Below are 11,664 nucleotides of genomic sequence, written 5' to 3'. Positions count from 1 at the left end.
TTGAGAAGCGGTGTAAGTGAACTGCAGTTGCCATGTTTTACGGCAGTGAGAGCAGAGATAGCGCTGATGTCCGGCAGTGCTTTTGCCGTTACGCACCACCCCGTCAGTAGCTGAACAGGAGGGACAGCTGATAGAAACAGAAGCCACTGGAGCACCTCAAAAACACCATCATACACTAAATCAGTAAGTTGGCAGCATCACCCAGGAACTCTCTGCACTGGCAGACTTTGCTATCAGTAAGCTGGGTAAAGTTGATATTCAGGTTAACAACGGCGGTGGCGGTGGACCTAAACCGTTTGATATGCCAATGGCGGATTTTCGCCGTGCTTATGAACTGAATGTGTTTTCTTTTTTCCATCTGTCACAACTTGTTGCGCCAGAAATGGAAAAAAATGGCGGTGGCGTTATTCTGACCATCACTTCTATGGCGGCAGAAAATAAAAATATAAACATGACTTCCTATGCATCATCTAAAGCTGCGGCCAGTCATCTGGTCAGAAATATGGCATTTGACCTGGGTGAAAAAAATATTCGGGTGAATGGCATTGCGCCGGGGGCAATATTAACCGATGCCCTGAAATCCGTTATTACACCAGAAATTGAACAAAAAATGTTACAGCACACGCCGATCAGACGTCTGGGTCAACCGCAAGATATTGCTAACGCGGCGCTGTTCCTTTGCTCGCCTGCAGCCAGCTGGGTAAGCGGACAAATTCTCACCGTCTCCGGTGGTGGGGTACAGGAGCTCAATTAATACACTAACGAACCGGTAAACAGCCGTATGTGTTGTTTACCGGGATAGCGTGTGCAATTCATCAACGTCTCTGCTAAACAACTGGCAGCCAAATCACGGCTATTGGTTAACCAATAGCTGGATGAAAAGCATACGAATAGAGTGTGCCTTCGCACTATTCAACAGCAATGATAGGCGCTCACCTGACAACGCGGTAAACTAGTTATTCACGCTAACTATAATGGTTTAATGATGGATAACATGCAGACTGAAGCACAACCGACACGGCCCCGGATCCTCAATGCTGCCAGAGAGATTTTTTCAGAAAATGGATTTCACAGTGCCTCGATGAAAGCCATCTGTAAATCCTGCGCCATTAGTCCCGGGACGCTTTATCACCATTTCATCTCCAAAGAAGCCTTGATTCAGGCGATTATCTTACAGGACCAGGAGAGGGCGCTGGCCCGTTTCCGGGAACCGATTGAAGGGATTCATTTTGTTGACTATATGGTCGAGTCTATTGTCTCTCTCACCCATGAAGCCTTTGGGCAACGGGCGCTGGTGGTCGAAATTATGGCGGAAGGGATGCGTAACCCACAGGTCGCCGCCATGCTTAAAAATAAGCATATGACGATCACTGAATTTGTTGCCCAGCGGATGCGTGATGCCCAGCAAAAAGGCGAGATAAGCCCAGACATCAACACGTCAATGACTTCACGTTTACTGCTGGATCTGACCTACGGTGTACTGGCCGATATCGAAGCGGAAGATCTGGCGCGCGAAGCGTCGTTTGCTCAGGGATTACGCGCGATGATTGGCGGTATCTTAACCGCATCCTGATCCTCTCATTTCGCGGGCTGGTGATAACTGTGCCCGCGTTTCATACTTTAATTTCCCTGTACAAAATACAATCTAGCCGGGATCGGAGAATTCCCCCCAAAAATATTCACCGTAGCCATATGTCATGAGAGTTTATCGTTCTCAAGATGCCCGAACGAACGTTCGATTGCTTATTTTATGGCTTCTGTCAACGCTGTTTTAAAGATTAATGCGATCTATATCACGCTGTGCGTATTGCAGATTTTGGTTTTTTGATCGCGGTGTCAGTTCTTTTTATTTCCATTTCTCTTCCATGGGTTTCTCACAGATAACTGTGTGCAACACAGAATTGGTTAACCAGTCAGATTAAAGGTTGACCAGTATTTTTATTTGAATGAGGAGTCCCTTATGTTACGTCCTGTAGAAACCCCAACCCGTGAAATCAAAAAACTCGACGGCCTGTGGGCATTCAGTCTGGATCGCGAAAACTGTGGAATTGATCAGCGTTGGTGGGAAAGCGCGTTACAAGAAAGCCGGGCAATTGCTGTGCCAGGCAGTTTTAACGATCAGTTCGCCGATGCAGATATTCGTAATTATGTGGGCAACGTCTGGTATCAGCGCGAAGTCTTTATACCGAAAGGTTGGGTAGGCCAGCGTATCGTGCTGCGTTTCGATGCGGTCACTCATTACGGCAAAGTGTGGGTCAATAATCAGGAAGTGATGGAGCATCAGGGCGGCTATACGCCATTTGAAGCCGATGTCACGCCGTATGTTATTGCCGGGAAAAGTGTACGTATCACCGTTTGTGTGAACAACGAACTGAACTGGCAGACTATCCCGCCGGGAATGGTGATTACCGATGAAAACGGCAAGAAAAAGCAGTCTTACTTCCATGATTTCTTTAACTATGCCGGGATCCATCGCAGCGTAATGGTCTACACCACGCCGAACGCCTGGGTGGACGATATCACCGTGGTGACGCATGTTGCGCAAGACTGTAACCACGCGTCTGTTGACTGGCAGGTGGTAGCAAATGGTGATGTCAGCGTTGAACTGCGTGATGCGGATCAGCAGGTGGTTGCAACTGGACAAGGTACCAGCGGGACTTTGCAAGTGGTGAATCCCCACCTCTGGCAACCGGGTGAAGGTTATCTCTATGAACTGTGCGTCACAGCCAAAAGCCAGACAGAGTGTGATATCTACCCGCTGCGCGTCGGCATCCGGTCAGTGGCAGTGAAGGACGAACAGTTCCTGATTAACCACAAACCGTTCTACTTTACTGGCTTTGGTCGTCATGAAGATGCGGATTTGCGAGGCAAAGGATTCGATAACGTGCTGATGGTGCACGATCACGCATTAATGGACTGGATTGGGGCCAACTCCTACCGAACCTCGCATTACCCTTACGCTGAAGAGATGCTCGAGTGGGCAGATGAACATGGCATCGTGGTGATTGATGAAACTGCAGCTGTCGGCTTTAACCTCTCTTTAGGCATTGGTTTCGAAGCGGGCAACAAGCCGAAAGAACTGTACAGCGAAGAGGCTGTCAACGGGGAAACTCAGCAGGCGCACTTACAGGCGATTAAAGAGCTGATAGCGCGTGACAAAAACCACCCAAGCGTGGTGATGTGGAGTATTGCCAACGAACCGGATACCCGTCCGCAAGGTGCACGAGAATATTTCGCGCCACTGGCGGAAGCAACGCGTAAACTCGACCCGACGCGTCCGATCACCTGCGTCAATGTAATGTTCTGCGACGCTCACACCGATACCATCAGCGATCTCTTTGATGTGCTGTGCCTGAACCGTTATTACGGATGGTATGTCCAAAGCGGCGATTTGGAAACGGCAGAGAAGGTACTGGAAAAAGAACTTCTGGCCTGGCAGGAGAAACTGCATCAGCCGATTATCATCACCGAATACGGCGTGGATACGTTAGCCGGGCTGCACTCAATGTACACCGACATGTGGAGTGAAGAGTATCAGTGTGCATGGCTGGATATGTATCACCGCGTCTTTGATCGCGTCAGCGCCGTCGTCGGTGAACAGGTATGGAATTTCGCCGATTTTGCGACCTCGCAAGGCATATTGCGCGTTGGCGGTAACAAGAAGGGGATCTTCACCCGCGACCGCAAACCGAAGTCGGCGGCTTTTCTGCTGCAAAAACGCTGGACTGGCATGAACTTCGGTGAAAAACCGCAGCAGGGAGGCAAACAATGAATCAACAACTCTCCTGGCGCACCATCGTCGGCTACAGCCTCGGTGACGTCGCCAATAACTTCGCCTTCGCAATGGGGGCGCTCTTCCTGTTGAGTTACTACACCGACGTCGCTGGCGTCGGTGCCGCTGCGGCGGGCACCATGCTGTTACTGGTGCGGGTATTCGATGCCTTCGCCGACGTCTTTGCCGGACGAGTGGTGGACAGTGTGAATACCCGCTGGGGAAAATTCCGCCCGTTTTTACTCTTCGGTACTGCGCCGTTAATGATCTTCAGCGTGCTGGTATTCTGGGTACCGACCGACTGGAGCCATAGCAGCAAAGTAGTGTATGCATATTTGACCTACATGGGCCTCGGGCTTTGCTATAGCCTGGTGAATATTCCTTATGGTTCACTTGCTACCGCGATGACCCAACAACCACAATCCCGCGCCCGTCTGGGCGCGGCTCGTGGGATTGCCGCTTCATTGACCTTTGTCTGCCTGGCATTTCTGATAGGGCCGAGCATTAAGAACTCCAGCCCGGAAGAGATGGTGTCGGTATACCATTTCTGGACGATTGTGCTGGCGATTGCCGGAATGGTGCTTTACTTCATCTGCTTCAAATCGACGCGTGAGAATGTGGTACGTATCGTTGCGCAGCCGTCATTGAAGATCAGTCTGCAAACCCTGAAACGGAATCGCCCGCTGTTTATGTTGTGCATCGGTGCGCTGTGTGTGCTGATTTCGACCTTTGCGGTCAGCGCCTCGTCGTTGTTCTACGAGCGCTATGTGTTAAATGATACCGGGCTGTTCACTGTGCTGGTACTGGTGCAAAACTTGGTTGGTACTGTGGCATCGGCACCGCTGGTGCCGGGGATGGTCGCGAGGAGCGGTAAAAAGAATATCTTCCTGATTGGCGCTTTGCTGGGAACCTGCGGTTATCTGCTATTCTTCTGGGTTTCCGTCTGGTCACTACCGGTGGCGTTGGTTGCGTTGGCCATCGCTTCAATTGGTCAGGGCGTTACTATGACTGTGATGTGGGCACTGGAAGCTGATACCGTAGAATACGGTGAATACCTGACCGGCGTGCGAATTGAAGGGCTCACCTATTCACTATTCTCATTTACCCGTAAATGCGGTCAGGCAATCGGAGGTTCAATTCCTGCCTTTATTTTGGGATTAAGCGGATATATCGCCAATCAGGTGCAAACGCCGGAAGTTATTATGGGCATCCGCACATCAATTGCCTTAGTACCTTGCGGATTTATGCTACTGGCATTCGTTATTATCTGGTTTTATCCGCTCACGGATAAAAAATTCAAAGAAATCGTGGTTGAAATTGATAATCGTAAAAAAGTGCAGCAGCAATTAATCAGCGATATCACTAATTAATATTCAATAAAAATAATCAGAACATCAAAGGTGCAACTATGAGAAAAATAGTGGCCATGGCCGTTATTTGCCTGACGGCTGCCTCTGGCCTTACCTCTGCTTATGCGGCGCAACTGGCTGACGATGAAGCGGGACTACGCATCAGACTGAAAAACGAATTGCGCAGGGCGGATAAGCCCAGTGCTGGCGCGGGAAGAGATATTTACGCATGGGTACAGGGAGGATTGCTCGATTTCAATAGTGGTTATTATTCCAATATTATTGGCGTTGAAGGCGGGGCATATTATGTTTATAAATTAGGTGCTCGTGCTGATATGAGTACCCGGTGGTATCTTGATGGTGATAAAAGTTTTGGCTTTGCCCTGGGGGCAGTAAAAATAAAACCCTGTGAAAATAGCCTGCTTAAATTAGGTCGCATCGGGACGGATTATAGTTATGGTAGCTTACCTTATCGTATTCCGTTAATGGCTGGCAGTTCGCAACGTACATTACCGACAGTTTCTGAAGGAGCATTAGGTTATTGGGCTTTAACACCAAATATTGATCTGTGGGGAATGTGGCGTTCACGAGTATTTTTATGGACTGATTCAACAACCGGTATTCGTGATGAAGGGGTGTATAACAGCCAGACGGGAAAATACGATAAACATCGCGCACGTTCTTTTTTAGCCGCCAGTTGGCATGATGATACCAGTCGCTATTCTCTGGGGGCATCGGTACAGAAAGATGTTTCCAATCAGATACAAAGTATTCTCGAGAAAAGCATACCGCTCGACCCGAATTATACGTTGAAAGGGGAGTTGCTCGGCTTTTACGCGCAGCTCGAAGGTTTAAGTCGTAATACCAGCCAGCCCAATGAAACGGCGTTGGTTAGTGGACAATTGACCTGGAATGCGCCGTGGGGAAGCGTATTTGGCAGTAGTGGTTATTTGCGCCATGCAATGAATGGTGCCGTGGTGGATACCGACATTGGCTATCCCTTTTCATTAAGTCTTGATCGTAACCGTGAAGGAATGCAGTCCTGGCAATTGGGCGTCAACTATCGTTTAACGCCGCAATTTACACTGACATTTGCACCGATTGTGACTCGCGGCTATGAATCCAGTAAACGAGATGTGCGGATTGAAGGCACGGGTATCTTAGGTGGTATGAACTATCGGGTCAGCGAAGGGCCGTTACAAGGGATGAATTTCTTTCTTGCTGCCGATAAAGGGCGGGAAAAGCGCGATGGCAGTACGCTGGGCGATCGCCTGAATTACTGGGATGTGAAAATGAGTATTCAGTATGACTTTATGCTGAAGTAAGAAATAACGCCGGAGAGAAAAACCTCAGGCGTTTCAGATTGTTGACAAAGTGCGCGTTTTTTATGCCGGATGCGGCGTAAACGCCTTATCCAGCCTACAAAAACTCATAAATTCAAAGTGTTGCAGGAAAAGGTAGGCCTGATAAGCGTAGCGCATCAGGCAATCTCTGGTTTGTTTTCAGATGAAAACGCCGAAGTGAAAATTCTCCGGCGTTTTGGCCGTGAATTACTGCTGCGGAATTGCCGGTACAGCCGGAACGTTAAGAGCTGGCATCGCAAACATGCCAACAAAATCTTCTAACGACATTTTCTGCCCATTTAACGTTATCTGACCGTTAGTATATTGCAGGCTGGTGGTGATGGTATTGTCCTGCAAGGTGGTCAGACGGAACATCTGCCCCATTGCTGATGCACCTTCAACTTGCTGTTTCGCCAGTTTTTTCGCTTGATCTTCCTGATAACCTTCCAGCTTCGCTACCTGAGTCATAAACTCAGTTGCCATATCCACCGGAATGGTCAGTTTCGCATCCAGAGATTTAACCGAACGATCTACTTCCTGCGCCAGCGTTTGCGGCGCTTCTTTAGTCGTTGCCGGATCTTTCAGGAACAGCGACAGATTCAGCGCACTTTCACCCTGACTGTTTTTCCAGCTTAGCGGCGCGACAGTAATCACCGGATCGCCTTTCAACATCAGCGGCAGGGCGCTAAAGAAGGCTTCCGTCACTTTCTCCTGATAAAGTTCGGGATTGTTGGCAATTTCTGGCTGTGCCAGCAGCGCCTGAGTTTGCGCGTTATATTGCTGGCTGAACTGATGCCAGGCTTCACCATCAATCTGGCCGACTTTTAAAGTCAGCTTGCCGCTGCCCAGATCCTGATTCTGTACCTTCAGGCTGTTTAGCGAGTAATCCAGTTGGCTATTGATCGTTTTACCGTCATTGACCAGATCCGATTTACCGCTGATCTCCATGCCTTCCAGCAGTGCCAGTTCTTTGCCTTCCACTGAAATGGTCATTTTTTCCAGTGACAGTTTTTGGTTTCCTACGCGCTCACCAAAACTTGCCAGCGTGCTGGAACCGTCGGTTTTCAGATTATTAAAGGTCAACTGCACTTTCTGGTTGTATTCGTTAACTGCGTCTATCCGACCACTTTGCGCCTCCCCGGAAAGGGAGATGGCTTTGCCGTCTCTGTCAGCATTTAACTGGAACTCGCCGCCGCTAAAGGCGACTTTTTCATCCTTTTGCTCGTAATTCAGTGGCTTGAGCGAAATATCGGAACTGGAATCACCGCTGTAACCAATGCGCGAGTTAATCTCAAAAGGCGTTTCACCTTTTGCCATATCAAACAGTGGTTTGCTTACTTCGTTATTAACCAGCGTGGTTTGAATTGATGCCATCGACGGGATCAGGTTCAGTTTTTTAAGCTGGGCAAGCGGGAAGGGACCATGATCAACCGATTCGTTGAAGATGACGCTCTGACCGCTTTTAATCCACGGATTTTCTTTCCCGGCAATGGGTTTCACCAACAGTTGCAACTGGCTGCTGAATACGCCGCGATGATAGTTTTGATAACTCACTTCCAGGTTGGATTCAGGAGCTGTCAGTTTGAGTTGCGCGTTCGCCTGCGCGACCATGTCTTCGAGATGGGTTTCAATCTTCTTGCCTGTATACCATGCGCCGCCTGTCCAGACTACGCCTAGCGCAACAATGACGCCTACCGCTACCAGCGATTTATTCATAATGATTATCCATAAAATGAAATCAGGCGGACTGGCCGCCTGAAGGTGTTATAAGCCTTTAATAAGCTTAGCAAGAGATGTTAATTTTTTCAGTAAGCTCTTACAGCTTGTTGTAAACACGCGCTAAACGGCCGTGGCCTTTGACAGTCACCGGTGATTCGTTGGCGGCAATAAACGCTGATTCACCCGGTTTAAGCTGTAACTGCTGAGAACCTTTCCACAACGTTGCATCGCCTTCGACGCAGAACAAAATGGCGGCACTCTGCTGGCTAATGGTGGTTTCTTTATCACTAAGGTCATGCAGCGAGAAGGCAAAATCATCCACTGGAATCGGGAAGTCCAGTTCTGCACCTTGTTTCACCGGCTGGGTCAACAACTGGTTAGCCGGTTTGGCTTCGAATTTCACATTGGCAACCAGTTCCGGAATATCAATGTACTTAGGCGTCAGACCCGCACGCAGCACGTTATCGGAGTTCGCCATCACTTCCAGCGCCACGCCTTGCAGGTAAGCGTGCGGTGTTTCAGCGAACAGGAACATCGCTTCGCCAGGATTCAATTTCACCACATTCAGTAACAGCGGGGAGAACAGGCCGCTGTCTTCCGGGTAAAATTCAGAAATTAAACGAATCGTTTGCCACGGTTCACCCTGCTGACTGTCGAGCGCCGATTTTAAAATCGCCAGCGCGCGGGATTTTTCTTCACCCTGCATATTCAACAGGCTGGCGAACAGTTCGCTTAAACGTTCGGCATTAGGCTGTTGTAAAAAGTGAGCAATTGCCGGATGTGCACCTGCGACTGGCTGGAGTAGGGAGACAATCTCGGAAAACTCACGAAACGCGTTCATCGCAAGGAAATGCGTCAGCGCAAAAACCAGCTCCGGCTTGTGGTTAGGATCTTTATAGTTACGCTCGGCGGCATCCATCGGGATACCTGCGGCATTTTCTTTGGCAAAACCGATTTCAGAATTGCGTTTGTTTGGATGAACCTGAATGGAGAGCGGCTGTGCTGCGCATAATACTTTGAACAGGAAAGGCAGTTCGCCAAAGCGTTTGGCAACGGCCTCTCCGAGCAGAGTCGATTTATCACTCTCAATCACATCACGCAGTGAAACGATATCTCCGGCGGCATTCTGCACTCGTGAACTGCTTTTCGGATGTGCGCCCATCCACAGCTCGGCCATCGGCTGGCTGGACGGATTTTCCATACCATAAAGTTCAGTCAACGCCGTTTTGCTGCCCCAGGCATAGTTTTGCACTGAGTTAATGAGTTTTTGCATGATCAATCCCTGTTTTAATGTGGAAATTAATCCCACTATTAAAGCAAGAATCCTACGGGAAGTAACCTGGAGCCGCAAAAAAGTCGTACTAGTCTCAGTTTTTGTTAAAAAAGTGTGTAGGATATTGTTACTCGCTTTTTACAGGGCAACGGAACACCCGCCCAGAGCATAACCAAACCAGGCAGTAAGTGAGAGAACAATGTCAAACAAACCCTTTCATTATCAGGCTCCTTTTCCACTCAAAAAAGATGATACTGAGTATTACCTGCTAACCAGCGAACACGTTAGCGTATCTGAATTTGAAGGGCAGGAGATTTTGAAAGTCGCACCCGAAGCGTTAACTCTGTTGGCGCGTCAGGCGTTTCATGATGCGTCATTTATGCTGCGTCCGGCTCACCAACAACAGGTGGCCGACATTCTGCGTGACCCGGAAGCCAGCGAAAATGATAAATATGTGGCGCTGCAATTCCTGCGCAACTCCGACATCGCGGCGAAAGGTGTTCTGCCAACCTGTCAGGATACCGGCACTGCGATTATTGTTGGTAAAAAAGGGCAGCGTGTATGGACCGGTGGCTGTGATGAAGCGGCGCTGGCGCGCGGTGTCTATAACACTTATATCGAAGATAATTTGCGCTACTCGCAAAACGCGCCGCTGGATATGTATAAAGAGGTGAATACCGGCACCAATCTGCCAGCGCAGATCGATCTTTATGCCGTTGATGGCGACGAGTACAAATTCCTCTGTATCGCCAAAGGTGGTGGTTCGGCAAACAAGACGTATCTCTATCAGGAAACCAAAGCGTTACTAACGCCGGGGAAACTGAAAAATTACCTGGTTGAGAAGATGCGCACGCTGGGTACGGCGGCCTGTCCTCCGTATCATATTGCGTTCGTAATTGGTGGAACTTCTGCAGAAACTAACCTTAAAACAGTGAAACTGGCTTCCGCTAAATACTATGACGAACTGCCAACGGAAGGGAATGAGCACGGTCAGGCATTCCGCGATGTGGAACTGGAAAAAGAATTGCTGATCGAAGCGCAAAATCTCGGTCTGGGTGCGCAGTTTGGTGGTAAATACTTCGCTCACGACATACGCGTGATTCGCCTGCCACGTCACGGCGCATCCTGTCCGGTTGGTATGGGTGTTTCCTGCTCTGCTGACCGTAATATCAAAGCGAAGATCAACCGTCAGGGGATCTGGATCGAAAAACTGGAACATAATCCAGGTAAATATATCCCTGAAGAGCTGCGTAAAGCGGGAGAAGGCGAAGCGGTGCGCGTTGACCTTAACCGTCCGATGAAAGAGATCCTCGCACAGTTGTCGCAGTATCCCGTTTCTACACGCTTATCGCTTAACGGCACGATTATCGTCGGTCGTGATATTGCTCACGCCAAACTGAAAGAGCGGATGGATAACGGTGAAGGGCTGCCGCAGTACATTAAAGATCATCCGATTTACTACGCGGGTCCGGCCAAAACGCCGGAAGGTTATGCCTCCGGTTCTCTTGGCCCAACGACCGCCGGACGGATGGATTCTTATGTCGATCAACTGCAAGCGCAGGGCGGAAGTATGATCATGCTGGCGAAAGGCAACCGCAGCCAGCAGGTGACGGATGCCTGTAAAAAACACGGCGGCTTCTACCTTGGCAGTATCGGTGGTCCGGCCGCTGTATTGGCGCAGGGAAGTATTAAGAGCCTGGAATGTGTTGAATATCCGGAACTGGGAATGGAAGCCATCTGGAAAATTGAAGTGGAAGATTTCCCGGCGTTTATCCTTGTGGATGATAAAGGAAATGACTTCTTCCAGCAGATACAACTCACACAGTGCACTCGCTGTGTGAAATAAACAGAGCCGCCCTTCGGTGTAATGCCGATCAGTTAAGGATCAGTTGACCGATCCAGTGGCTGTGTAAGAATCCGGAAACGCTCACTTGTTTCCGGATTTTTTTATGCACATTGGACAGGCTCTTGATCTGGTATCCCGTTACGATTCTCTGCGTAACCCACTGACTTCTCTGGGGGATTACCTCGACCCCGAACTCATCTCTCGTTGCCTTGCCGAATCAGGTACTGTAACGCTACGCAAGCGCCGTCTTCCCCTCGAAATGATGGTCTGGTGTATTGTTGGCATGGCGCTTGAGCGTAAAGAACCTCTTCACCAGATTGTGAATCGCCTGGACATCATGCTGCCGGGCAATCGCCCCTTCG

The 11,664-nt window shown here is 49.3% G+C and carries 9 protein-coding genes and 1 pseudogene; 7 read left to right on the top strand and 3 right to left on the bottom strand.

Annotated elements, in window-relative coordinates:
* Positions 1 to 147 (bottom strand): IS1 family transposase (locus BGK49_RS25115; protein WP_001393286.1); only part of this gene is annotated, 147 nt, incomplete at its 3' end.
* Between the two features lie 55 nt (positions 148 to 202).
* Between BGK49_RS25115 and hdhA the strand changes: the two are divergent.
* The 5 genes and pseudogenes from hdhA to uidC all read left to right on the top strand — a co-directional run.
* Positions 203 to 754 (top strand): annotated as a pseudogene (gene hdhA, locus BGK49_RS02635) (7-alpha-hydroxysteroid dehydrogenase); the annotation flags it as partial.
* A gap of 228 nt (positions 755 to 982) precedes the next feature.
* Entirely contained in the window at positions 983 to 1,573 is a 591-nt protein-coding gene (gene uidR, locus BGK49_RS02630; protein WP_024259613.1) for a DNA-binding transcriptional regulator UidR, read from the top strand.
* A gap of 387 nt (positions 1,574 to 1,960) precedes the next feature.
* Positions 1,961 to 3,772 (top strand): beta-glucuronidase, encoded by a 1,812-nt coding sequence (uidA, locus tag BGK49_RS02625; RefSeq protein WP_000945931.1) that lies wholly within the window; start codon positions 1,961 to 1,963, stop codon positions 3,770 to 3,772.
* A complete protein-coding gene (gene uidB / locus BGK49_RS02620; RefSeq protein WP_001075874.1) occupies positions 3,769 to 5,142 on the top strand; it encodes a glucuronide transporter in 1,374 nt (457 codons plus the stop codon). The genes uidA and uidB overlap by 4 nt, the downstream gene beginning before the upstream one ends.
* 38 nt (positions 5,143 to 5,180) lie before the next feature.
* Positions 5,181 to 6,446: a glucuronide uptake porin UidC gene (gene uidC, locus BGK49_RS02615; protein ID WP_046891717.1), complete on the top strand. Its 1,266-nt coding sequence runs from the start codon at positions 5,181 to 5,183 to the stop codon at positions 6,444 to 6,446.
* Positions 6,447 to 6,671: 225 nt separating this feature from the next.
* Here the strand turns inward: uidC and BGK49_RS02610 are convergent, their stop codons facing one another.
* Positions 6,672 to 8,180, bottom strand: a complete 1,509-nt coding sequence (locus BGK49_RS02610) for a YdgA family protein (RefSeq protein WP_001043345.1) — start codon at positions 8,178 to 8,180, stop codon at positions 6,672 to 6,674.
* 100 nt (positions 8,181 to 8,280) lie between these two features.
* On the bottom strand, positions 8,281 to 9,456 hold the full coding sequence (gene manA, locus BGK49_RS02605) for a mannose-6-phosphate isomerase (RefSeq protein WP_001170678.1): 1,176 nt from the start codon (positions 9,454 to 9,456) through the stop codon (positions 8,281 to 8,283).
* 199 nt (positions 9,457 to 9,655) lie between these two features.
* On the opposite strand from manA, the gene fumB reads away from it, so the two are divergent.
* Together fumB and BGK49_RS02595 are read left to right on the top strand one after the other, a co-directional pair.
* Positions 9,656 to 11,302 carry a class I fumarate hydratase gene (gene fumB, locus BGK49_RS02600; protein ID WP_000066628.1) on the top strand — a complete coding sequence of 549 codons (1,647 nt, stop codon included), beginning with the start codon at positions 9,656 to 9,658 and terminating at the stop codon, positions 11,300 to 11,302.
* Between the two features lie 85 nt (positions 11,303 to 11,387).
* Positions 11,388 to 11,664 (top strand): transposase domain-containing protein (locus BGK49_RS02595; RefSeq protein ID WP_024249094.1); only part of this gene is annotated, 277 nt, incomplete at its 3' end.

This window comes from Shigella sp. FC1544 (assembly GCF_001722145.1).
Lineage (GTDB): Bacteria > Pseudomonadota > Gammaproteobacteria > Enterobacterales > Enterobacteriaceae > Escherichia > Escherichia coli.
Note: the sequence above shows the minus strand (reverse complement) of the source record. Positions and strands in the feature narration are given on the sequence as shown.

Coding starts and splice junctions, on each gene's coding strand:
- manA (WP_001170678.1), bottom strand. CDS start 9,456: ATGCAAAAACTCATTAACTCAGTGCAAAACTATGCCTGGGGCAGCAAA.
- BGK49_RS02610 (WP_001043345.1), bottom strand. CDS start 8,180: ATGAATAAATCGCTGGTAGCGGTAGGCGTCATTGTTGCGCTAGGCGTA.
- uidB (WP_001075874.1), top strand. CDS start 3,769: ATGAATCAACAACTCTCCTGGCGCACCATCGTCGGCTACAGCCTCGGT.
- uidA (WP_000945931.1), top strand. CDS start 1,961: ATGTTACGTCCTGTAGAAACCCCAACCCGTGAAATCAAAAAACTCGAC.
- uidC (WP_046891717.1), top strand. CDS start 5,181: ATGAGAAAAATAGTGGCCATGGCCGTTATTTGCCTGACGGCTGCCTCT.
- fumB (WP_000066628.1), top strand. CDS start 9,656: ATGTCAAACAAACCCTTTCATTATCAGGCTCCTTTTCCACTCAAAAAA.
- uidR (WP_024259613.1), top strand. CDS start 983: ATGATGGATAACATGCAGACTGAAGCACAACCGACACGGCCCCGGATC.